This is a genomic window from Caldicellulosiruptor sp. DIB 104C (assembly GCF_028198085.1).
GTDB classification, from domain to species: domain Bacteria; phylum Bacillota; class Thermoanaerobacteria; order Caldicellulosiruptorales; family Caldicellulosiruptoraceae; genus Caldicellulosiruptor; species Caldicellulosiruptor saccharolyticus.
This window is the reverse complement of record NZ_CP116337.1, coordinates 917,245-941,360: the sequence shown is the minus strand read 5'-3', so window position 1 is coordinate 941,360 and position 24,116 is coordinate 917,245. Positions and strand designations below refer to the sequence as shown.

The following is a 24,116-nucleotide window of genomic DNA, read 5'->3' as shown; positions in this document are numbered from 1 at the left end:
AAAATATCAGGAACACAGCTTTTGGGCACTCTTCCCCAAATTTTTATCTTTTCATTTTCAAATTTCTTTATTTCTTCAAAATAATTACTGCTTTCGGCAGGTCCTACAATATCTAACTTTATATTAAGATTTTGCAAATCTTTTACCGCTAAAATTAAATTTGTAATTCCCCTCTGATATGATACACTTCCAATATAAACAAGATTTATTGTGCCATCTAAGTTATACTCCTCCCTTTTTTCGTACATATCAATAGTTGGGAAGTTCTTTAATATAACCTTATTTTTGCAATTGAATTTATTAAAAATGTCCTCAGTGACAACAACCATACCATCAAATAATTTACTCACATTTTTTTCAAAGAGATTAAAAATAGAAGAAAAAAGGCTTCTTAAAAGTTTTGGTAAATACTCGCGGTCCTTAAACGCTAAGGAGTAGTCTTCATGAACATCGTATATAACTTTTTTCTTGAGTATCAACTTAAAATATAAAGCAAGAAGCAAAAGGTCTGGATCGTGAAAATGAATTATGTCTGGCTTTTCTTCTTTTACTATCCTTATAATCTTTGAATAATTTTTATACCTCTTTGCTCTCGATAGCTTTTTTAATCCGTAGATTTTTATACCGTCTACAACCTGTAAATCATCCTCTGCTACGGCACATAAAACTGTTTCATACCTTTTTTTTAAACTCTTTGCAATTTTATTAAACACTCTTTCATCGTCCCAAGGATGTGCAGATGACAAAACTAATACCTTTTTCAATTTTCTGGCTCTCCTTTGTCCTCCTGTGGACTTGTTATTATAAAAAGTGCAAGTGCAAACAAAAACCACATAATCCTCATCTCTATCATCTTTGACGAACTTATGCTTGAGATACCAAATGCAGCAAGTGAAGCTATTGTTGAAACTGCTGGCAATTTTAATTTATTGTTTGAACCTTTAACGTGTAGTAGTTTGTATATTACATAAAAAATCCAAATTACATAGAGTGCAAAAACAATTAAACCATAACATACAAGCACATCTAAAAACCAATTATGAAGTTCCACGTTTACAGTATACTGTCTTACCTTTTCCATCAAAACTCTGCTGTTTCCTGCTCCAACACCCAAGAAAAGATAGTCATACAAAAATGAAAGACCATACACAATCAAAAGTTCTCTTCTCACATTTGATGTAAGTGAACTTGTTGAAAAATCAGAAAGTGAAGACAGTTGGGTTGCAATCATCCCTCCTACTTTACTCAAAAAACCAAAGTCCAACTTAAAACCGATGAGAACTATTAAAAATAAGAAAATGACAAACGCATACTTCAAATATTCCCTTCGTTCTGAGTTATTAATTAACAAAAAGTATACTATTAAAGCTAAAACAAAACCTATATAATTTGCTCTGCTCGTGGTAAGTATTAAAAGAGGCACTGACAACAAAGCTACAGTTAAAGCTACTATTTTCTTAAGAGTTAGTAGCTTTTCACGTACAATAAAATTCAAAATAAACGGTAGATACAACACCAAATAAGTAGCAAAATCGTTTGGGTTTGCAAAAAAGGTTGATGGTGTTCTGTGTAAGTTATATAGAGGAATTTTGGATGTCCAAAGATGTTTATCTGTTATAACCTCCCAGTATCCAACCAGAATGTTTACTACATATGAAAACAAAATAATGTTTTCTAAAATATTCCATCTTATGTAGTTCGAGTAATACATAAAAATTAAAATAACTACGATATTTACCGTTAAAAATACCTGGTCGCGAAGAGCACTTTTAATATCCTGTGCCCATAAAAAGCTAAGGAGAGAATAGGCACTCCATCCGACTAAAAAATACGAAGAAAAATTCAAAAACCTTTTTACCTCAACCCTATTTAAGATTATATCTATGCAAATCAGTACAAATAAAAACCCTAAAAATATCCTATATAAAAAAAGGTAACTCAAACGAGGATACGCAAGTGTACTGCCAAAAAAACTGGCCAAAAAAGTGAGGTATATAAAAAATGGCAAATATTCCTGTTTCAATCTAAGATGAAAAGGCTTGTTCATCCTTTTGTCTCCACCTTCTAAATTTTCGTAAAATCAAAGCTATATAATAAACATAAATCAAGTTTACAACCATCATTCTCACGTTTGTTATCTCAGCCATGTCGAACATTTGGAATATCGTGATAGAAATCAGACCAACAAATACCATCCAATCAGAATCTTCGTTTGACCTCGCAATATTAAATGTAGAAACAAAGACAAGAAAATATACTAAAAAAATAAACATCCCATATCCTATTATACCATATTCAATAAGAGCATTTAAAAATAAATTATGGGCTGAGCGAAGCAAGACAATCCCAGGTGGTTTCAAACTTCTAAACAGACTTTCAAATTGCCCTGCTCCTATTCCTTCAAATAGATTTTTGTGCTTAAAGTAATTTAGAACAAACTCTATTGCAAAGATTCTCTGTCCCACCGCATTTTTTGTATTGTATATATCAGAAACTCTCGGAATTCTATAAATAATCTTAGGTAAGAACAAACACAAAATCAAACTCAAACCCATAAAAAGCTTTCCTATATTTTTGCGAACAAGTTTTATGTTTATAAGGACCGCCTCAAAGAGAAAGACCAAAAAGCCCGTCCTTGATCCAGAGAGCAAAATCTCTAAAAATATAACGAGGGTCCCTCCTATCTTCAGCCTATCGCTCTTTAAAAAGCTCAATATAAAGGGATAAACCATTACTAAAAAGAACGCAAAGATGTTAGGATTGAAAAAAATCGAAATTGTCCTTTCTTTATAAGTTCTGAACAACAAATAATATAAGTATTCAAATACACAGACTATTGAAGCTATAACAAATATGCAAAGCCAAACTTTTTTAGTTCGATACAAAAGGTTGTCGTCAGCTAGAATAAACAAGATATAAAACAGAGCTGGAATGACAAAAGCATTTAATATACCTAAAATAGCTTTGTTTTTATCTATAACATTTTTAAAAAATAAAGTTGAAAGTAAAAACATTACAATGTAAAAAAACAAAGGTATGAGGTCAATAAATTCAAATTTTGACTTTGGTTTATAATAGTAGAGTATTAAAGCAATGATAAATAACAGAAAAAGATAAAAAGGTATATAAGAAAACCTTACAATCTGAAATAAAACTATCCCTATTATACTCAAAATAATTTCAGTTTTACTGGTTTTCAAGAAGCTGATCACTTGGTACATCTCTAAGCTCCCTTGCAGGATTTCCAACAACTATCTTGCGTGGCCTTACATCTTTTGTCACAACACTACCAGCACCCACAAGTCCTTCTTCACCAATCACTTTGCCAGGCAAAATTGTTGCATTTGCACCAATTCTCCCGCCACGCTTTATTGTTACACCTTTGAAATACTTTACTCTGTCCTTGCCTCTTCCTGCAAAGTTGTCGTTTGATGTAACAACACAAGGCGCAATAAAAGCCCAATCCTCAATATCTGAAATTGCTGTGATATACGCGTTTGTCTCTATTTTACAATAGCTTCCAATTGTAGTTTTATTCTCAATACTAACTCCTCTTCCGATAATTGTATATTCACCTATCTTTACATTTTCTCTTATTGTCACGAGGTCTGCAATATAGACATTTTTGCAAATGTGAGCACCTCTGTAGACAATAGAGTTTGCACCAATCTTTACACCATCTTCTATAAACGCCGGTGGAAATGTTACATCCTCAGTTGTCTTGCTTGTCAAAGCCTTTTGAGGAAACTTTCCTATAATCGTGCCATCCGATATTTCTACGTTGTTTCCTATTATACTTCCAGTTTTTATAACAACATTGTGGCCAATCTTACAGTTGTCTCCAATGACAACATCATCTTCTATTACAACAAAATACCCAAACTCAACATTACTGCCTATCTTAGCACTATCACTTATATACCTCATTTCCCAAGTCTCTGCCTTTCATATTCTTTTTTTACATCAAGCGTCGAGAAACTGCCAAGTGGAAATTTCACAGGCTTTTTTTCAATAGCAGATTTATATGTTCCTAAGATTATCTCAAGCGACCTTTTTCCCTGTTCACCTGTCACAAGCGGGTCATGTCCAGATTTTATAGCTTCAATTACATCTCTAAATAAAGGTGTGTGTCCAAATCCATATACATTATCAGGATTTTCAGCAAACTTCTCTATTACCTCTTTCTCATCTTCCTCTGGAACACGCCACACAACAATCTTGTTAACAGACGTGCCCCCAAGCACAGCTGTACCTGTCTCACCAAAAATACTAAGCGTCTCTTCTAAATTAGACGGCCATACACATGTTGTACCCTCTATAATACCACGCGCACCATTTTTAAATCTCAACAAAGCAAAACCTGTGTCTTCTGCTTCAATTGGCCGCAAAAATGTTTCAATATCTCCATAAATTTCGTCAACGTCAGAATCTATAATCCATTGTAGAAGGTCTATGTTATGTGTACACTGGTTCATAAGCGCCCCGCCATCTTGTTCCCATGTACCACGCCAAGCATCTTGTTTATAGTACTCATTGTTTCTGTTCCATCTTATGTTCGCAACACCGTAAAGAATTTTCCCAAACTTGCCACTTTCAATTGTCTTTTTTAACTTCTGCACACTTTTGTTGAATCTATTTTGTAAGCATACCGCCAAAACCTTTTTCTTTTCCCTTGCCTTTTGAATCATTTTGTCTGCATCATCAATAGAAAGTGCCATAGGCTTTTCAACAACCACGTGCTTACCAAAATCAAGCGCCACAAGCGTTTGCTGGGCATGACAGCCACTGAATGTAGCAATATCAACTATATCAGTGTCTTGCTCTTTCAACATCTTAATATAATCGGTATATATTGGAATTTCTTTTTTTATTTCAATCCCTTTGCTTTGTAAAAGCTGATAATATTTTTGTCTGGTCCTTTGGGCTCTTTCTTCAATCAAATCGCAAAATCCAACAACTTCTAAGCTGTCAAAGTTGTTGGCATAAGCTTCTGCATGCTTGAACGATATTCGCCCACATCCAACTAAGCAAATTCTAAGCTTGTCCATATTTCATCCTCCAAAAACTTATAGTTTGTATACCTTTTCTGATTTAATCCCCTTTGTAGCATTTCTCGTATCGAATATAAGCTTCGCATTGTCCACTATAAACTGATAGTCATACTTAGAATGATCAGTTGTAATTACAACAATGTCATATTGACCAAGAGTCTCAGCTGTAAAATCCACTGATGTATATTGCTTTCCTTTATAAGTAAAATTTGGAACATATGGATCATTATATTCTACAATCGCATTTTCCTTTTCAAAGTTTTCAATTACCTTTAAAGCAGGTGACTCTCTTATATCATCAATGTCTTTTTTATACGCAACACCTAACACCAGTATTTTTGAACCATTCAGTGGTTTTTTGAATTTGTTCAGTATTTTCATAACCCTTTCAACAACATATTCTGGCATGTAGTTATTTATCTCGCCAGCAATTTCAATAAGCCTTGTATGATAGTCATACTCACGTGCCTTCCAAGTAAGATAAAACGGGTCAATTGGTATACAATGACCGCCAAGGCCAGGTCCGGGATAAAACGCCATAAAACCATACGGCTTTGTCTTTGCTGCTTCAATTACTTCCCAAATGTCAATGTTCATTCTTTCACATAAAATAGCCATTTCATTTACAAGTGCAATATTTATGTTTCTGAATGTATTTTCTAAAATCTTTTCCATCTCTGCAACCTTTGGTGAACTTACCCTAAAAACTTCGCCTTCCAGAACATTTTCATATAGCCGTGCAGCAATTTCTGTACATGTTGGGGTAACTCCACCCACAACCTTAGGTGTATTCTTAGTATTATACACTTTATTTCCAGGGTCAACACGCTCAGGCGAAAAGGCCAAGAAAAAGTCCTGACCACACACAAGTCCACTTTCTTCTAAGACTGGTTTTACAACCTCTTCTGTTGTCCCAGGATATGTTGTGCTTTCTAAAACTACAAGCATACCTTTGTGAAGGTATTTTGCAATCTCTTTTGTTGAGTTTACAACATACGAGATGTCTGGTTGTTTATACTTGTCGAGCGGGGTTGGAACACAAATAGCAACTGCATCAACTTCTGCAATCTTGCTATAGTCAGTTGTCGCAAATATTCTCCCTTCTTTAACAAGCTGTTCAAGCTCTTTGTCAACAACATCTCCAATGTAATTCTGCCCTTTATTTACCATGTCAACTCTCTTTTGCTGTATATCAAATCCAATTACTTTATACCCCGCTTTTGCTTTTTCAACAGCCAAAGGCAACCCCACATATCCAAGCCCAACAACACCAATCACCGCTGTCTTTTCCTCAATCTTTTTTAAAAGCTGTTTTGCAATTTCATTCATTATATACTCCCTCCAAATTCATTTATTGAGGAGATGATAAACTCTATCTCCTCTTCTGTAAGTTCTGGAAACATTGGAATAGCAAATGACTTTCTACAGACCTCTTCTGCCACTTTAAAGTCTCCTTCGTTATACCCTAAAAACTGCAGAGCCTTTGTCAAATGTAGCGGTACAGGATAATATACGCCTGTTGCAATCCCTTTTTGTGATAAATACTTAATAAGCTCATCGCGTCTTTCATGCTGTAAGACATACAAATGGTAAATATGTCCTCTTTCACAATTATTTGTCTTTGCAGGCGTGATTAAGCCATTAAGTTTTAAGCCTTGATTGTACCTTTGTGCAATCTTAGATCTTCTTTTATTCCAATCATCTATGTATTTTAATTTTACAAGCAAAATAGCAGCCTGAATTTCATCAAGCCTACTGTTGAACCCAATAAGTTCATTATAGTATTTCTTCTTTGACCCGTGTTGGCGAAGCATTCTTGCTTTTTCTGCAACCTCATCATCATTGGTTACAATTAAACCACCATCTCCAAAACCACCCAAGTTCTTTGTTGGGAAGAATGAAAAACATCCAACATCACCAATTGTCCCTGCTTTTTTGTCATTGTATTCTGCTCCAAAAGCCTGGCACGCATCTTCTATGACACATAAGTTGTATTTTTTTGCTATTTCTAATATCTTGTCCATATCACATACCTGGCCGAAGATATGAACAGGAATGATTGCTTTGGTTTTTGGTGTAATTTTTTTTTCAATCTCATCAGGGTTTATATTATAAGAAAAGGGATCAATATCAACAAAAACTGGTTTTGCTCCAACTCTCACAATAGCTTCTGCTGTTGCAAAAAAAGTAAATGGTGTTGTGATTACCTCATCACCATTTCCTACGCCCATACTCTCAAGTGCTATTACTAAAGCATCTGTTCCATTGCCAACGCCTATGCAGTGCTTAACATTTAAATATTCACTGCACCTTTTTTCAAATTCCACAACCTTTGGTCCCAGTATGTACTGGCCACTTTGCAAAACCTCGGTTATAGCCTCATTTATCTCATTTGACAACATTGTATACTGTCGTTTTAGGTCAATTAGAGATATCATTTTTTTCATCTCCATTCGTAAAATATTATTTTTGTTATTACAGTTTAGAAAGTATATATCTTCTTTCTCTAAAAATGACATACAAAACTGCTATTATAACTCCTGCAAAGGTTCCAGCTACAACTCTTACAGCCTTTTCAAACTTGCTACCTGCTGACTCATATATCTTGAGTTTGCCATATTCATCTATGGCACTTTTTAAATCAATCACTTTATTATAATTCTCATTAAACCATTTTATTAGGTTTATAGCAGAAGAAATTTGGCTATACTGTTCCTGTTCAGCTGTTGTTAATTTTAGCTTGTCATACTTTTGTCTTTCCTTTAAGAGTTCATTTAAAAGCTTTTGAGCAGCATCAGACCTATTTTTTAAGTCTGTTAAAACCTTCTTGTTTAGGCTATCCATGTACTTATTTAGCATCTTCTCTGCCTCATCAGAAGAATCGGCAACCGCTTTAACAACAATATAATTTACCCCACTCTTTGATGCCTTTGGCTCAACAAACACACCAAATCTCTCATCATCTCCATATTTGCTCGTTACATAATCTATAAAAGGTGGGTTTAATGCTACCATTTCTAAATATTCTTTATTCAAATCAATAGACGTAATATTGGAATACAGACCTTGTACAATGTTTGAAATAGACGGAGAAGACATATTAAAACTCAGCGGATTTAGAAGGTTATTATCAAGTCTGAGATTTATCTCAGCAGTCCAAAGAGTTCTTGTGAAAAACTGCACAACTACAAGCGACAATATCATGAAAATAAGTACAATTGCCACAATCTCTTTTATTCTCTTTTTAAAAATCTCAGTCATTCATCTTTTTCTCCTTTCTACCTTTCTGTTAAGACTTTTACATTTCCATCTGGTGAGATTATAACTGCAATATTACCATTGTCCATTGTTGTTAAAACCTTTATGCGATAATTTCTCAATCTCTTCAACGTGGAGTCATGAGGATGACCATATGGATTATCTTTCCCAACACTTATTACCGCAAGCTGGGGATTTACTTGCTTAAGAAAAATATTGCTTGTTGCAGCATAGCTTCCATGATGAGAAACTTTTAAAACATCAGCTCTAACATCTTCATTTGCTCTTATCATATCATATTCTACAACTTTTGAAATATCACCAGTGAGCAGGACTCTTCTTTTTGCAAACTCTACCATTGTCACAGCACTTGAGTCGTTCAAATCTTCGTAATCTTTTAACGGAGATAAAAATGTAAACAAAACACCGTTTATTGAGATTTTATCATATGGTCTTACAATATTTATCTTTAGACCTTTTTCTTTCAGAGCTTTTAGCATATCTTCAAATGTTTGAGTATTTGTGGTCTTATCTATGGTATAAAACTTTTTAACATCAAAGTTTGAAATTATTTTGTCCATGTTCCCAATATGATCTTCGTGTGGATGTGTGGCAATCACTATATCGAAGGTCTTTATGTTTAAGATATTAAAAATTTTTAAAATCCTCTCTTCAGCAGTATTTGGTCCTGAATCTACTAAAATAAATCTATTTTCTGGAGATTTTATTAATATGCTGTCGCCTTGCCCAACATCTAAAAAGAATAAGGTACAAACATCCTTAGCCAAAAATTCTTTCAGATTGTTTTGCCAAAAACTTTCTTGTGTATTTATCAAAGAATAATAAGCCGAAAACAATAAAATAAAAATCAATAATAAAACCAAAAGTGCCCTTTTTTTCATCGTATTCCTCCACTATTTCACTTGCTTTAACACTTTTCCAACCTCTCTTTAAACACTCTAATAAAAGACTTCATAGTTTGTGTTGCATCTGCTACAATTCCATAGTTTGCAATTTTAAATATCTCTGCATCTTTGTTTTTATTTACTGCAATCAAGAGCTTTGGCTTTCCAATTCCACAGATGTGGTGAGCAGCACCTGATATACCAAATGCAAAATAAACATCAGGAGAGATAATCTTGCCGCTCTGTCCAATCTGAAGCTCTTTGTCAGCCCATCCCAAATCAACAAGAGGTCGTGTAACACCAACTGCACCACCTAAAAGATCTGCAAGCTCAAAAGCATACTTTAGATTTTCTTTGTCTTTAATTCCTCTCCCGACACCAATAACTATTTTAGCACTTTCAAGTTTGTTATCAATAGTTTCAATCGCAATTTTTTCTATAAAGCTAATCTGACCAGCTTTATTTTCAATTTCTATTTGCTTTCTGGAAATTTCAACATTTTTTGGGCTCTTATATAAGCATTCAATACCACTTTTGGATTTTATGGTAACGAATGTAATAGGAGAGTCCTTTATAGAGATTTTAGCATTTATATTTGAACCATATGCAGGCTTTAAAAAGATAAACTTTTCAAATGATTCGTCAAACTGTATGTCAAAGCAATCAACTGCAAAGCCTGCTGAAAACCTTGCTGCAACCCTTGCCAAAACTGACTTCATAAACTCATCTGAAAGTGCTACCACCATCTGAGGTTTGAACTCTTCTATACTTTTTGTAACTGCCTCAATGTATGGACCTTCATAAAAACTAAAGTTACTATTTGGATATATAAAAACCTGACAGTCATCAAAAAGTTTAAGCTGATTTAACAAAACCTCATCCAAAAATGTATTTGTATATATCCCTACTATTATTTTCTTCTGTTTACTAACCTTGCTCTCAATAAGAGATAAAAGTGAATTGACCTTTTGAAGTTTATCCTCTTTGAAAATAACAGGTACAAATATTGTATATTCCATTTACTTCTTATAACCCCCTTGACGTATTGAATTTTACAAACATTAGATATATTTCAATACTGCATCAACTATACACTCAATCTCTTTGAAGCTACCCTGTTCAAAAATCTCACAACTAAAGTTTTCTATCTTTTCTTCTTCAAATTCATCCACAGCTGTTTTTGAACCGTCAAGTCCTATTCTTTTAACATCTACATTTTTTAAACTATCTAAGCTTAGAATCTTAGGCTCATATGAAAGTGCTCTTATCATGAAACTCAGTTTTGGAAATCTTACAGAATTACTATCTTTTTTAACCGAGAGCAATACAGGAAGTTTTACCTCAAACCTTGCCAAGGCATTTTCAATTTTCTTTACAACTTCAAGTGTATTTTGATCCTTAGGTTTTATATCAACTATAGATGTTAGATGACAGATTCCCAAATACTCAGCAAGTTGGGGTGGAACAATAGATGTCTCACCGTCAAGCGAATGCTCACCACAAAGTATCAAATCAAACCTTCCTAAACTCTCAATAGCACAAGAGAGTGCATAAGATGTAGCTGACGCGTCAGAACCTGCAAGCCTTTTGTCGCTCAAAAGAATTGCTTCATCAACGCCAAGCTCAACAAGTTCTTTAATTCTTTCCTTGCATTCTAAAGCACCCATGCTAAGTGTATACACTCGAGAATCAGGAAATGTATCTTTTATCCTCAAGGCAAACTCAAGTGCATTCAAATCAGCTGGATTGTTCATCAAATGCTGAGGATTTCTCTTTACTGTTTTCGTGGCGGGACTATATTCTATTTTATCCGGGTCTATTATCTGCTTAACACAAACAAGAATCTTCATACCTTTTTCCACCTCTTTTTATAATTCTTTTACAATCTCAGATGCAATAATATTTCTTTGAATCTGATTAGCACCTTCAAATATCTGAGTCACCTTTGCATCTCTCATCATCTTCTCAACAGGATAATCCTTTACGTACCCGTTTCCACCCATAATCTGCACAGCATCAATTGTGACCTTCATAGCTACATCTGATGCAAACACCTTACAGGCAGAAGACTCTTTTGTATAGTCTTTTGCACCACTGTCAATCATCCTACATGTAGAGTACAAAAGTGCTCTTGCCGCTTCAATGTTTATGTACATATCAGCAAGCATGTGCTGAACTGCCTGGAATGACGAAAGAGGCTGACCAAATTGTACCCTCTCTTTTGCATACTTTAATGCATGTTCATATGCCCCCTGTGCAATTCCAACAGCCATCGCAGCAACACCTGGCCTTGTTCTGTCAAATGTTTTCATTGCAATAATAAATCCCGTGCCTTCTCTTCCCAATAGGTTTTCTTTTGGTACTTTGCAATTTTCAAACACAAGTTCAGTAGTAGAAGATGCCCTAATTCCCATCTTGTCTTCTTTCTTGCCAAAATAAAAGCCCTCATATCCTTTTTCTACAATAAACGCTGAAATACCTCGTGGTCCTTTTGATTTATCTGTTACTGCAAACACAACATAGATATCAGCTTCACCACCGTTTGTTATCCAGTGTTTGTTTCCGTTTAAGATATAAAAATCCCCATTTTTTTCGGCCACTGTCTTAATATTGCTGACATCACTTCCTGCATCAGCCTCTGTCAAAGCAAATGCAGCAATTGCCTCACCTCTGGCAATCTTTGTGAGATACTTTTCCTTCTGCTCCTGTGTTCCATAAAGCATTATTGGATATGCACCCAAAGCAGAAGCTGCATATGACACAGCTATCCCTGCACAGTTTCTTGAAAGTTCTTCAACAACAAGACACATCTCCATCACACCGCCACCAAAGCCACCGTACTCTTTTGGAATGTAAACACCTGTTAGCTCAGTGTATGCTAATAAATCTAATACATCTCTTGGAAATATTCCTTCTTTATCGTATTTGCCTGCTACCTTTGATATGACCTCATCAGAAATCTTCTTTGCCAACCTTTTTATAACCTTCTGCTCTTCACTTAAGAAGTAATCCACTTAAACTTTCGCCCCCTATTTTTAAATAGCTTTTTTTGATAGTTTATCAGATGAAAATCTTTATTGTCAAACTCAAACCATTTTCTATATTTAAAATTATACTCTTAAAATCTTTCTTGTTTGTAAAAAATTTTTCTGATATTATCTTTTTAAGACTTTACCTCAAAGGAAAAGGAGTGTTTTTGCATAAATTGAAGGTTGCTGGAATAGTTGTGGAATACAATCCTTTTCATAACGGACATTTGTACCATTTACAAAAAACAAAAGAAATAACAAGGGCAGATGTTGTTGTTGCCGTGATGAGTGGAAACTTTATACAAAGAGGAGAACCTGCAATTGTCAATAAATGGGCACGAACTAAAATGGCACTTTTAAATGGTGTAGACGTGGTTTTTGAACTTCCATTCGCTTATGCATGTAATAGTGCTGAAGTCTTTGCGTACGGAGCAATCTCTATCTTAAACAGCTTAGGCGTAAACTGGGTAGTATTTGGCTCAGAAGCGGGAGATATAAGTCTTTTAAAAAAGATAGCAATGCATTTGGCTTTTGAAGAAGATGAATTTAAAAAGTATTTGAAAATTTATTTAAAAGAAGGACATTCATTCCCAAAAGCACGTGAACTTGCATTAAAAAGGGTAAGCAAAGAAGATATTGAATTTTTACCAAATAATATACTTGGTGTTGAGTATATTAAATGGATTTTGAGAACAAATTCAAAGATAGAACCACTGACAATAAAAAGAGTTGGGAGCCTTTATAATGACCCAAACTTAGGAAGTAGCAGTTTTTGCTCAGCAACAGCAATTAGGCAAAATATAAATAATTTAGAGCTCATCAAGGATAAAATGCCTCCATTTTCCTATCAAGTTTTGATGGAAGAGATCGAAAGTGGAAGAGGTCCTGTTAGCCTCAATGATTTTTTTGAGTTTTTTCTCTATCGAGCAATAGTTTATAAGGATTTTCTAAAAGAGCAGTTTGATGTAAAAGAAGGTCTTGAAAATAGGTTTTATAAACACATTTTTAGTTCAAGCAGTCTCGAAGACCTTCTTTCAAAAGTAAAGACAAAAAGATACACACTTACTCGACTTCAGAGAATATTCATTCACTGTCTTGTAGATAGCAAAGTAAATCAGAAAACGCTTCTTTCTACAAAGCCTTATATACGAGTTTTAGGATTCAACAGTAGAGGTAAAAGGTATTTAAATAGTATCAAGGAAAAAGTAAAGTACATTACAAAGCTTGACAGTTACATCATGAAAAATCCTGAGTGCAATAGCCTTCTTGAATTAGAGATAAGGGCCTCTCAAATTCACGCGTTAAAATACAAAGAGTTTCATAAATACCTCCAGTTGGAATTTAAGCAGCACCCAATATATATTCCCTCAAGAGAGTAGTTTTTTTATGTGATCAACTGCCTCTTTTGCTCTTTCCTTTCCTCTTTTGTATGCTTTATCTATGTCAACAAGTGTATAAGGATTAATATCGTCAAGATCAATCTTTATAAGATAGTCAATATAATTTTGTTTTAGCCTAAAAATTTCCTCACCCATGATGTCTATTGTTGTCATTATCATTTCAAAAATATTTTTTGGCTCTTTTTTGGTACTTTTGCCAGAAACGTCAACACCAATTATAAACCCATGTCCGTTTTCTTTCAAGACCTTTGCTGGCACCTTGTCCACGACCGCACCGTCTACTAAAACTATATCATTTAATTTAACAGGTGGAAGAATCCCTGGAATTGATATACTTGCCCTAACTGCGTCATACAGACTTCCTTCTTTGAAAACAACCTCTTCCCCTCGCAATAGGTCTGTTGCCACAACATAAAATGGATATTTCAAATCGCTAAACTTTTTATCCCTCAAAAAAATCTTCAATATCTCCTCTATATTTTTGCCAGAGATAAGAGCGTTTTTTTTGATTTTAAAGTCTATCAATATATCATTTCTCATCTCTCTTGCAATTTTATAAATCAACGTCAAATCATATCCTAAACAATAAAAAGCACCTATTACAGCGCCGATACTACAACCTGAGAATGCTTCAAACTCAAACTCCCTTTCCAAAACCTCTATTACTCCAATATGAGCAAATCCTCTCATTGCTCCAGATCCAAGGGCAACTGATACTTTTTTCATCTTTACCTCCAAAAAATAATAGAATTTTTAATAGACATTTATGAACTTCTGAGGTCGTTTGTTTTTGAAAACCATATATAACTTTACCATAATTATTTTATGTCTACTTTACTTTGTATGTATATTCTTAAATCCTCATGCAATCATTGAAACAACCAAAACATCCATACTCTTGTGGGCACAAAAGATTGTGACATCACTTTTCCCTTATTTTCTCATCATCAATGTGTTTGTAAATTCAAGAATAATAAGCTATGTTTCGTACATATTCTTACCTGTAGCAAAGAACATCTTTAAAATCTCTTCCCAAGGTTTCTTTGCTTTCATAATTGGGCTTCTGTCTGGATATCCAGTAGGCATTAAAACGGTATGCAGTTTATATAAAGAAAACCTCATAACTAAAAAAGAGGCAACTAAGCTTTTACACTATGTCAATAATTCAGGTCCACTTTTTATAATTGGTACTGTGGGAATTAACTTTTTAAATTCAAAAACCCAAGGATATATCCTTTTTTTTGCCCATACCTTGGCAAGCATAATCATTGCTCTATTTGTTTCTGTTTTTTCTAAAATAGAATGGGTTTCATATAAAAACTACAACGTCAATATAAACTTCGACCTTGGAAATCTTCTGTCACGGTCAGTAAAAGACTCCATTGAAGCAATATTGCTGATTGGTGGGTTTATAACACTGTTTTTCAATCTAAATTTTGTCTTTGAATATTTTAAGATATACCCGCTTTTTTGTAATACCTTACACAAACTTCTTGGAATAGATAAGAATTTCATACAAGGACTTTTATATGGATTTTTTGAGATTACAAGCGGCACAATTTTAATTAGCAAATCTCAAACCCTTTCAGCCTTTTATAAACTTTTAGCATGCGTACTTATTATTTCTTGGGGCGGAATGAGCGTCCATTTTCAAGCTATTTCGTTTTTGAAAGAAGCTGAGTTGCCTATTAAAACATATCTTATTGGAAAATGCATCCATGCAATACTGTCAGTTGTAATCCTTTTGATAATATTTGTAGTCATATAGTCTATGTATTTTTCTGTTTTATCTGGTCAATATTATCATTCAGTTCTTTTACTATGTTTTCAATAGTCTTCTTGGTTTGTTCTAAAAGCTCTATTGTATACGTCTGTGCCATAATCCTGTACTCTTTTGCATGTTCTTTAGCCTTTTGGATAATTTCCTCAGCTCTTTTTTCTGCCATCTTTACAATCTCAGTTTCATCAACTAATCCCTTAACTTTGTTCTCAGCATCGCTTATAATAGCCTCTGCCTCTTTTTGTGCCCTTTCTAAAATCTTCTTTCTCTCTTCCTTTGCCCACTTGACCTGCGACAGCTCCTGTGGAAGAAGAAGTCTTATCTCTTTGATAATCTCAAGGAGTTCATCTTTTTCTACCATCACCTTTGATGTAAATGGTATAGACTTACTACTTTCTAATATCTCTTCCATTCTTTCTAAAAGTTCTAAAATGCTGAGTTCACTCATTACTTATTTTCCTCCATTTCAGCATATTTCTTATTCAATTTTTTCATAACCTTTTTAGCAATCTTTTCAGGTACTAAGTCTTCAATACACCCGCCAAACCTTGCAACCTCTTTGACCATACTTGAGCTCAAATATGAATACTTGCTATTGGTCATCATGAAGATTGTCTCAATTGACGGCTCTAATTTTTTGTTCAAAAGTGCCATTTGAAATTCATACTCAAAGTCTGACACTGCTCTCAAGCCTTTGACTATAACCTTTGCATTCTCCTGTTTCATAAAATCAATCAGAAGACCTTTGAACGCTTTTACTTCAACATTTGGCAGATGTTCTGTTGTCTCTTTCAAAAGTTCTACTCTTTCATCTATATCAAAAACAGGCGTTTTGTTAGGATTCACCAACACTGCAACAATCAATTTGTCAAAAATCTTAGAAGCTCTTTCAATGATATCAAGATGACCATTTGTAACCGGGTCAAAACTCCCTGGATATACTCCTATCTTCAAAATTGTCTACCCCCAAAGCTAAATATTGTGATTTTTGTATCCCCATATTCTCTTTGTCTCAAGATGGTAAGCTTTGCACTTTCAAAATTAAAATCTAAATTTGATTCAACAACTATGAGTCCATTTTGAGAGATTTTATTATTTTTAAGTATCTCCTCTATACATTCTGCAGCATAGGTAGATTTATAAGGAGGGTCCAAAAATATAATGTCAAAAATGGGACAATGTTTTGATCTCAAAAATCTCAATACATCAGTTTTAAATACTTTTGCTCTTTCCGACAAACCTAAATCTTTGAGATTTTCCTTTATAAGATGCACACACCTTTCATCCTTTTCAACAAATACAACTTCTTTTACACCACGAGACAAAAACTCTATACCAACATTTCCTGTCCCAGCAAAAAAGTCAGCAACAACAACTTCTTCATTTAAAAAAGGAGATAGCATATTAAAAAGAGCTTCTTTTACCCTGTCAGAGGTTGGTCGCAAACCTTGAATATTCGCACTTTTTAGCCTTCTTCCTTTGTTTTGCCCACTAATTACTCTCATTTTAGATATTGCCTACAATTTGTTTATATATTGATTATATAAAAATCCCTCTAAAAAAACAACAACGAAGAGACCTCAAAAGTCCCTTCGTTGTTGTGTATCTTTAAAACCCCTGTCAGTTCTATTACTTGCCAGCAGCCCTGTTTTCATAGTCCTGAATCATTCTCTTTACCATATATCCACCAATTGAACCTGCTTGCTTTGCTGTCAAATCACCATTGTAACCAGGCTTGAGTTGAACACCAATTGAGCTTGCAACCTCTGTTTTTAACTGGTCCAATGCCTTTGTTGCTTCTGGAACTAATTTTCTGTTTCTTGCCATGACCTTTAAACCCCCCTTTTTTATCCGCTTTATTTTCTGTTTTCACTATTTAATATGTGCAGTTTTCAAACTATTATAACAAGAAATTTTTGAAAGGGTTTAAAGACCAATATTTTCAATATTACTGTAAAATTGTTTATTAATTCTTTCCATTAAAGTCTTATCAACAAGGTTTAATTTAATGGTCTCTTCAGCCGCCTTCCGTGCTTCTTTTAAAATTTCCATGTCACTTACTATATCTGCAATTTTAAAGTTCATAAGACCGTGTTGTTTGGTTCCAAACAAATCACCAGGTCCTCTCAGTTTCAAATCCATCTCGGCAATCTCAAATCCATTTTGACTTTTTGTTATTGCAATCATTCTTTTTTTGGATATCTCAGAATCACTTTGATTAAACAGTATACAGTATGACTGATGCTCTCCTCTGCCAACTCTACCACGAAGCTGGTGAAGTTGTGCAAGGCCGAATCTCTCTGCGTTTTCAATCACCATCACAGTCGCATTTGGAACGTTTATACCAACCTCAACCACTGTTGTTGACACTAATATATGAATCAAGCCTTCTTTAAACTCTTGCAATACCTTGTCTCTTTCTTTTGAAGAGAGTTTTCCATGCAGACAACCTATATTGTAATCTTTAAAAAACCCTTCTTTTAACGATTTTGCAAACTCCACAGCAGACTTTGCATTTAAAGTCTCAGATTCCTCAATCAAAGGACAAATCCAGTAAACTTGTCTTCCTTCGTCAAGCTGTTTTTTAATGAAGTTGTAAACGCGCTGGCGAAAACTCTCATCAACTGCATATGTCAAAATCTTCTTTCTCCCTGGTGGCATCTCATCTATTATAGATATATCAAGGTCGCCATATAATACAAGACTCAATGTTCTTGGAATAGGAGTTGCCGTCATAACAAGTATGTTTGGGGAATTTCCTTTTTTTGTAAGTTCTACTCTTTGTATTACACCAAATCTGTGCTGTTCATCAGTAATCGCAAGGCCCAAATTTTTGAATTTGACATCTTCTTGAATTAAGGCGTGAGTGCCTATCACCATAGGACAAAGCCCATATTCAATCTCTTTTAGAATTACCTCTTTTTCTTTTTTAGGTGTTGAGCCAATGAGAAGCCGTACATTTATTCCATTTTTAAAATACTTCTTACTCTCATTGTAGTGCTGGATAGCCAAAACCTCAGTTGGCGCCATTAGTGCAACCTGATAGCCACCTTTGATTGTTGCGTATGCAGCAGCTAAAGCAACAACCGTCTTTCCACAGCCAACATCACCTTGTATGAGCCTGTTCATCTGTTTTGAGCTTTCTAAATCATCTGCTATTTCATCCAAAACACGTTTTTGGGCATTTGTTAGCTCAAACGGCAAAAGCCTTTTAAACTCTTCTATATTTTCTTTTGCATTTTGTACCTTTACTCCCTCATTCTTTTCAATGTTCTCTTTAAGTAGTAAAAGAGAAAGCTGCAAAAGATAAAACTCTTCAAACACAAGCCTTCTTCGCGCAAGGCTAAGACTTAGCATGTTATCTGGAAAATGAATATTTCTCATCGCAAAGTTTATTTCACTCAAATGATATTTTTGTCTTATGTACGGCGGAATGACATCTTCAAGCTGTCCTTCAACCTGTTCTAATAGATTGTTTACAATGTTTCTCATCACCTTTTGAGATAGCCCTTCTGTTGAGTTATAAACAGGGACAATCCTTCCCGTGTGAAGAAGGTTTTGGTCATATTTTTCAAATTCAGGATTTTTCACTTCAATATAAAAACCTCTTCTCTCTATTTTGCCCGAAAAACAAAATACCTCTCCTTCTTTTAAAACACTCTTTATATAATCCTGGTTAAACCAAACGGTTGTAACAACACCTGTACCATCTTCAACAGGTATTTTTATTATCTTAACACTTTTTGTCTCTATCTCAGTTGGCTTTCCGCAAACAGTTCCCACAAATGACTCTATCTCGCCATCTGAAAGCTCTTTTATCTTCTTTAGTTTACTATAATCGAGGTATTTTCTTGGAATGTGCCAGAGCAAATCTTCAACTTTTTTAATACCAAGCTTTCTAAAAAGCTTTTCTCTACTTTCTCCGACTCCTTTTAGGTACCTTATCTCCTTTTCAAGTAACTTCATTTTTCCCTCACATCTCAGCAACAATTATAAAGTGATAAATGTCATTCCCACTTTCATAGCTTTCTATGTCAATTTGAGGATATTCAGCTTTGAGTTCATCTACCAATTTTTGAACATCATCAGAATTAACATTTTTACCATAGTAGATGCTCAAAATTTGAGTGCTGTCATCAACAATCTTCTTTACACAAGATATTGCAACCTCTATAAGGTCTTTGCCAGATTGTATTATCTCTTTTTTAGATATTCCTATGAAATCACCTTCTTTTATCTCAAAACCATTAATCTTTGTATCTCTTACAGCCTGAGTAACCTCAGCAACTTTTATAGAATTTATCGCTTCTTGCATGCGCTTGATATTTGTTTCAACATCTGAGTTTATGTCAAACCGTATGAGTGCTGCAATGCATTCTGGAATGTTATTAGTTTTTACTACTTTTATGTTCTTTTTTGTATTGATTAGCTGAAGAGACAGTTCAGCTGACATTATAACGTTTTTGTTGTTTGGAAACACAAATATATTTTTAGCCGGGACATTTTTTATGGCACTTATAAAATCATCTGCGCTGGGGTTCATTGTCTGTCCGCCTTCTATAATATAGTCAACACCCAAACCTTTTAAGATCTCGTTAAAGCCTTCACCCTGAGATACAGCAACAAACCCATATTCCTTGGTAATTATTTCATCCTCAATATTCTCATTATTTCTTTGTTCTGTCTCAGCCTTCACAAACTCTTGGTGCTGATATTTCATATTATCAATCTTTATATTTATAAGCTCCCCATATTTTAAAGCCCTTTCTATTACCTTGCCAGGTGAGTTTGTGTGAACATGGGTTTTTAAAATCTCACCATCTTGGATTACTATAATTGAATCACCTACAGTCTGAAGATATTCTTTAAACTCATCCTCTATATCTTTTTTCAGTCCTGTTATAAAAAACTCTGTACAATAAGTAAATTTTATATCATCAGTTTTAACAGAAGCTATTTCATAAGCATCTTCCTCTTGCACATCCTCAAAACTAATCCCTTCTTTCAAAAATTTATACATCCCTTCAAAAATTACAACAAGCCCCATACCACCACTGTCAACAACATTTGCTTCTTTTAAGATAGGTAACATCTCAGGAGTTTTGTTGAGCCATTTTCTTCCACTTAATACGCATACCTCAAGAAGGTCTTCTATTTCACTTATTGAATTTGACAAAGCTTCCTTTTCAACATCCTCGGCTATTCCTCTGGCAACGGTAAGCATTGTACCTTCTGTGGGTTTCATTACTGCTCTATAAGCACTTGCAGATGCTGATTTAAGACAGGCAACAAACGTTGGAATATCAAGTACTTCTTTTCCTTTTAGTTCCTTTGCGAAGCCTCTTAAAAGCTGTGAAAGTATAACCCCAGAGTTTCCTCTAGCACCTTTTAGGCTGCCAAAAGCAACAGTATTCATAAGCTCATCAACAGTTTCAAATACTTTGCCATTAATCTCTTTAATGCTACTATCAAGTGTTGCAGACATGTTTGTGCCTGTATCTCCATCTGGTACAGGAAAGACATTCAGAGCATTAATTTTTTTTATGTTCAATTTTAAATAGTTATTAGCTGCCTTTAGCATATCTTTTAATACATCTGCTGTTAAAAATTTCATACTACATCCTCCTCAGCTTCTTACAAGCGAATACCATCCACATAAATATTGATGTTACCTGGTTTTAAACCAGTGTACTTTTCAATTGCATACGAAACCCTTTCCTTTATATTTTCAGCAACTACAGGAATTCTTGTTCCATATTCAACAACTATATGGATATCAGCATTGACAACACCATTCTCTGCTGTAACCTTTATTCCCTTTTGTAGATTTTCTCTCCCAAGCAGGTTTACAATTCCATCTGTTATGCTTTTTGATGCCATCCCAACAACGCCATAGCTTTCCATACTGCTCAGCCCTATAATTGTTGCAATACAATCATTTGTTATCTCTATCTTACCAAACTCATTTTCAAAATACACACCCATATCTTTCCATCCCCTATCTTTTTACAATCTTTGAAAGTCGTTTATAAAGAGCAAACGTAATAATGGAAATTATAGTACCTTTTATAAGATTAAACGGAATAATTGAGAACAATATCAAGGTAAATTTGTCAGTAATAAGACTATTGAACTTTGCAGCAAGTTTTACTATTTCTGTTATAGGAAATTTCAACGCCTTTTCATACAAAGGAAGAAAAACAAAATAGTTTAAAATTCCCGCCCAGATTGAAAAAACTAAGGTAGATAGTGCTAAAGCTAATATAGCTCCCTTTTTTGTTCTATTCTTATTGTATATGTATCCAGCAACAAATACGAAACAACCACCTATCATAAAGTTTGCAAGCTCACCTATTCCAGCTGTTTTTGTAACAAAAAGATGAAGTACATTTTTCAAGAATTCAACTGCAACTCCTGACAAAGGCCCTAATGCAAATGACAAAATAAGTGCTATTGAGTCACTGAAATCAAGTTTCAAAAAATCTGGAAATATCCCCAGGGGAAACTCAATAAGCATTACAACAAAAGCAAGTGCACCAAATATAGAAATCTTAATAAGGTTTTTTGTTCCTGTCTGGCTCATTCTTTTTGATCTCCTCCTTTTACCAAACGCTTGTTACTCAAACACTAAAAAAGCATCAAGCTCATCTAACACCTTATAGTCGCCAGGGTTCAAATTTTCATCTAACTTTAACTTACCTATTCTGATACGTTTTAAATACACAACCTTATTCCCAATCGATTCAAACATTCTCTTTATTTGATGGTATTTTCCTTCATAAATTCTAAGGCTAACTGTGAAATCGTCTAATATAGTATATTTTGCTGGCAAGGTTTTATAACCATCATCTAAAACAACACCATCTTCAAATATCTTTATTTTTTCTCTATTAAGCTCCTTTTCAAGCTTAACAATGTATTCCTTTTCTATGTGTTTTTTTGGTGATATAACTTTGTGCGTATACTCTCCATTGTTTGTAATTATCAAAAGACCCTCAGCGTCTTTATCAAGTCTACCAACCGTGTGCAAATTTCTATATTTTAGGTTTTCCGGAATAAGCGAGAAAATAGTAGGTGAAAATGGGTCATCATTTGAACAAACATACCCTTGAGGTTTGTTCATCATAATGTAAACCCACTTTTGAAGCTCTACTATTTCCTCTCCCACCTGTACAACATCTTTTTCTTCATCAACTTTCAAATCTGGGCTGTTAACTTTTCTGCCATTTACTTTTACAAGGCCCTTCTTTATCAACCTTTTTACCTCGCTCCTTGTTCCAAAACCACTGTGTGCTAAAAATTTGTCAAGTCTCATATTACTCTAATCTCCACCCTCTTGGAAAATAGTTTTTTATTATATGCCCTTCTGCCTTACCCCAGCCAAGTGTAAAACCATCTACACACACAGCAACAAATCCTTTTAAATTTTCAACATTCTCAATAGTCTCACCCTTGAGATACCTAATTAGCCTTTCATCATTTACAGAAAAGTTGATTGCTTTTTTTAAATTCTCGAATTTAAGACTTGAGATAAGGTGCGCTGAAGGATAAAACCTCCCTTTGTAAACCTCTCCAAGCAAAAGCCCATTTCTTATAGGAGTAATTTTGTCAAACGGCCCTTCATATCCTAAATAAAGCTTGTCAGCCTTTTTATAAAATACCCTGTTTTCAAACATTTTAAAATCTATATCAAAGTGCTTTTGGCAAAATTTTTCAAAAATCTCTAAATCACTTTTGTCAACTTGATATCTTTTCGGTTCAAAAACCCATTCATTGCCACTTTCTTTTACCTTCTTCAGCTTACATACAAAATGCCCTTCACCTTTAACTTTGTGGGGATAGATTCTAACAGTTTTTTTAAGCTCTAGATTTCCATTTATTTCAAGCCCATCAGAAAATCCTGGGTATTTTTTTATCTCAACTACCTCGTAGTTTTTATGTTTTTTCAAAAACCAATCAATTATCCCTTCATTTTCTTCAGGCTCAAATGTACAAGTAGAGTAGACTATCTCACCACCTACTTTTAAAAGCTCATCTACTTCTGTCATAATACTTCTTTGCAAATTAACATATTTTTGTGGATGATTTGAAGTCCACTTTTTGGCAGAAGTCGGGTCTTTGCGAAACATCCCTTCACCTGAACAAGGTGCATCAACCAAAATTTTGTCAAAGTATGCACCATAGCTTTCAGCTATTTCTTTTGGCTTGTTATTCAAAATTACAACATTTGTAAGTCCAAGATTTTCTACATTCTTAACAAGTGCCTTTATCCTTGTTGGTTTGACATCATTTGAAACAAGCATACCATTTGGTCCAATCTTGGCTGCAATCTGGATTGTCTTGCCGCCTGGTGCTGCACACAAATCTAAAACCTTTTCACCTTCTTTTACATCCAAAGCCTCAACAGGAAACATTGCCGATGGCTCTTGGATGTAGATAAGTCCAGCAAAATAGTAAGGGTGTTTACTCAGTCTAATTTCATCGTTGATATAAAACCCATCTTCACACCATGGAACTTTTTCAAACTCTATACCAATCCGCTTCATGAATTCTTCAACCGAAACCTTTGCTGTATTCACCCTAAATCCTTTGTAACTATCAAAATCATACACCTTTACAAAATCCTCAAATTCCCCTTTCAAAATCCCTTTCATCTTTGACAAAAATTCTTCTGGCAAGTTCAACTTCTGAAT

At 34.4% G+C, this 24,116-nt stretch carries 25 protein-coding genes; 2 read left to right on the top strand and 23 right to left on the bottom strand.

What is annotated here, in order from left to right:
- The 12 genes from PGC14_RS04635 to PGC14_RS04580 form a co-directional block, all read right to left on the bottom strand.
- A partial coding sequence (locus PGC14_RS04635) for a glycosyltransferase (protein ID WP_271629659.1) occupies nt 1–764 on the bottom strand: 764 nt, incomplete at its 3' end.
- Nucleotides 761–2,047 (bottom strand): O-antigen ligase family protein, encoded by a 1,287-nt coding sequence (locus tag PGC14_RS04630; RefSeq protein ID WP_271629658.1) that lies wholly within the window; start codon nt 2,045–2,047, stop codon nt 761–763. The genes PGC14_RS04635 and PGC14_RS04630, both read right to left, overlap by 4 nt.
- A complete protein-coding gene (locus PGC14_RS04625; protein WP_271629657.1) occupies nt 2,025–3,221 on the bottom strand; it encodes an O-antigen ligase family protein in 1,197 nt (398 codons plus the stop codon). The genes PGC14_RS04630 and PGC14_RS04625 overlap by 23 nt, the downstream gene beginning before the upstream one ends.
- Entirely contained in the window at nt 3,187–3,927 is a 741-nt protein-coding gene (locus tag PGC14_RS04620; protein WP_271629656.1) for an acyltransferase, read from the bottom strand. The genes PGC14_RS04625 and PGC14_RS04620 overlap by 35 nt, the downstream gene beginning before the upstream one ends.
- Nucleotides 3,924–5,048: a Gfo/Idh/MocA family protein gene (locus PGC14_RS04615; protein ID WP_271629655.1), complete on the bottom strand. Its 1,125-nt coding sequence runs from the start codon at nt 5,046–5,048 to the stop codon at nt 3,924–3,926. Before PGC14_RS04615 ends, PGC14_RS04620 begins: the two co-directional genes overlap by 4 nt.
- A gap of 18 nt (nt 5,049–5,066) precedes the next feature.
- On the bottom strand, nt 5,067–6,380 hold the full coding sequence (locus tag PGC14_RS04610) for a nucleotide sugar dehydrogenase (protein ID WP_271629654.1): 1,314 nt from the start codon (nt 6,378–6,380) through the stop codon (nt 5,067–5,069).
- Nucleotides 6,380–7,489, bottom strand: coding sequence for a DegT/DnrJ/EryC1/StrS family aminotransferase (locus PGC14_RS04605; protein ID WP_271629653.1), 1,110 nt, complete (start codon nt 7,487–7,489; stop codon nt 6,380–6,382). Before PGC14_RS04605 ends, PGC14_RS04610 begins: the two co-directional genes overlap by 1 nt.
- A 37-nt stretch (nt 7,490–7,526) precedes the next feature.
- Nucleotides 7,527–8,312: a lipopolysaccharide biosynthesis protein gene (locus PGC14_RS04600; RefSeq protein ID WP_271629652.1), complete on the bottom strand. Its 786-nt coding sequence runs from the start codon at nt 8,310–8,312 to the stop codon at nt 7,527–7,529.
- Nucleotides 8,313–8,329: 17 nt separating this feature from the next.
- Nucleotides 8,330–9,211: a ComEC/Rec2 family competence protein gene (locus PGC14_RS04595; RefSeq protein ID WP_271629651.1), complete on the bottom strand. Its 882-nt coding sequence runs from the start codon at nt 9,209–9,211 to the stop codon at nt 8,330–8,332.
- 26 nt (nt 9,212–9,237) lie between these two features.
- Nucleotides 9,238–10,233, bottom strand: a complete 996-nt coding sequence (locus PGC14_RS04590; RefSeq protein ID WP_271629650.1) for an electron transfer flavoprotein subunit alpha/FixB family protein — start codon at nt 10,231–10,233, stop codon at nt 9,238–9,240.
- Between the two features lie 42 nt (nt 10,234–10,275).
- A complete protein-coding gene (locus PGC14_RS04585) occupies nt 10,276–11,064 on the bottom strand; it encodes an electron transfer flavoprotein subunit beta/FixA family protein (RefSeq protein ID WP_271629649.1) in 789 nt (262 codons plus the stop codon).
- Nucleotides 11,065–11,082: 18 nt separating this feature from the next.
- Complete coding sequence (locus PGC14_RS04580) at nt 11,083–12,228, bottom strand: acyl-CoA dehydrogenase family protein (RefSeq protein WP_271629648.1); 1,146 nt, start codon at nt 12,226–12,228, stop codon at nt 11,083–11,085.
- Between the two features lie 191 nt (nt 12,229–12,419).
- Here PGC14_RS04580 and PGC14_RS04575 point away from each other — a divergent pair, with 191 nt between their 5' ends.
- Entirely contained in the window at nt 12,420–13,622 is a 1,203-nt protein-coding gene (locus PGC14_RS04575) for a nucleotidyltransferase (protein WP_271629647.1), read from the top strand.
- On the opposite strand, the gene PGC14_RS04570 is transcribed toward PGC14_RS04575, so the two are convergent.
- The gene (locus PGC14_RS04570; RefSeq protein ID WP_271629646.1) at nt 13,611–14,369 is read right to left on the bottom strand and encodes a patatin-like phospholipase family protein; all 759 of its coding nucleotides are present in this window, start codon (nt 14,367–14,369) and stop codon (nt 13,611–13,613) included. The two genes, PGC14_RS04575 and PGC14_RS04570, sit on opposite strands and share 12 nt — an antisense overlap.
- Before the next feature lie 64 nt (nt 14,370–14,433).
- Here PGC14_RS04570 and PGC14_RS04565 point away from each other — a divergent pair, with 64 nt between their 5' ends.
- Nucleotides 14,434–15,411: a nucleoside recognition protein gene (locus PGC14_RS04565; RefSeq protein WP_271629645.1), complete on the top strand. Its 978-nt coding sequence runs from the start codon at nt 14,434–14,436 to the stop codon at nt 15,409–15,411.
- A 1-nt stretch (nt 15,412) separates the two neighbouring features.
- On the opposite strand, the gene PGC14_RS04560 is transcribed toward PGC14_RS04565, so the two are convergent.
- From PGC14_RS04560 to PGC14_RS04515, 10 genes are all read right to left on the bottom strand, one after another.
- Nucleotides 15,413–15,871 carry an ATPase gene (locus PGC14_RS04560; RefSeq protein ID WP_127351922.1) on the bottom strand — a complete coding sequence of 153 codons (459 nt, stop codon included), beginning with the start codon at nt 15,869–15,871 and terminating at the stop codon, nt 15,413–15,415.
- Nucleotides 15,871–16,377 carry a pantetheine-phosphate adenylyltransferase gene (gene coaD, locus PGC14_RS04555; protein WP_011917311.1) on the bottom strand — a complete coding sequence of 169 codons (507 nt, stop codon included), beginning with the start codon at nt 16,375–16,377 and terminating at the stop codon, nt 15,871–15,873. The genes PGC14_RS04560 and coaD overlap by 1 nt, the downstream gene beginning before the upstream one ends.
- Complete coding sequence (gene rsmD, locus PGC14_RS04550; RefSeq protein WP_271629644.1) at nt 16,374–16,928, bottom strand: 16S rRNA (guanine(966)-N(2))-methyltransferase RsmD; 555 nt, start codon at nt 16,926–16,928, stop codon at nt 16,374–16,376. Before rsmD ends, coaD begins: the two co-directional genes overlap by 4 nt.
- A 124-nt stretch (nt 16,929–17,052) precedes the next feature.
- Nucleotides 17,053–17,250, bottom strand: a complete 198-nt coding sequence (locus tag PGC14_RS04545) for an alpha/beta-type small acid-soluble spore protein (RefSeq protein ID WP_011917309.1) — start codon at nt 17,248–17,250, stop codon at nt 17,053–17,055.
- Between the two features lie 99 nt (nt 17,251–17,349).
- Complete coding sequence (gene recG / locus PGC14_RS04540) at nt 17,350–19,389, bottom strand: ATP-dependent DNA helicase RecG (RefSeq protein WP_271629643.1); 2,040 nt, start codon at nt 19,387–19,389, stop codon at nt 17,350–17,352.
- Between the two features lie 7 nt (nt 19,390–19,396).
- Nucleotides 19,397–21,037, bottom strand: coding sequence for a DAK2 domain-containing protein (locus tag PGC14_RS04535; RefSeq protein ID WP_271629642.1), 1,641 nt, complete (start codon nt 21,035–21,037; stop codon nt 19,397–19,399).
- A gap of 20 nt (nt 21,038–21,057) precedes the next feature.
- Entirely contained in the window at nt 21,058–21,408 is a 351-nt protein-coding gene (locus PGC14_RS04530; RefSeq protein ID WP_039766492.1) for an Asp23/Gls24 family envelope stress response protein, read from the bottom strand.
- Between the two features lie 13 nt (nt 21,409–21,421).
- Entirely contained in the window at nt 21,422–22,006 is a 585-nt protein-coding gene (locus PGC14_RS04525) for an ECF transporter S component (protein ID WP_271629641.1), read from the bottom strand.
- 33 nt (nt 22,007–22,039) lie between these two features.
- Nucleotides 22,040–22,738: a pseudouridine synthase gene (locus PGC14_RS04520; protein WP_271629640.1), complete on the bottom strand. Its 699-nt coding sequence runs from the start codon at nt 22,736–22,738 to the stop codon at nt 22,040–22,042.
- A 1-nt stretch (nt 22,739) separates the two neighbouring features.
- Nucleotides 22,740–24,107 carry an RsmB/NOP family class I SAM-dependent RNA methyltransferase gene (locus PGC14_RS04515; RefSeq protein ID WP_271629639.1) on the bottom strand — a complete coding sequence of 456 codons (1,368 nt, stop codon included), beginning with the start codon at nt 24,105–24,107 and terminating at the stop codon, nt 22,740–22,742.
- Nucleotides 24,108–24,116: the final 9 nt, after the last annotated feature.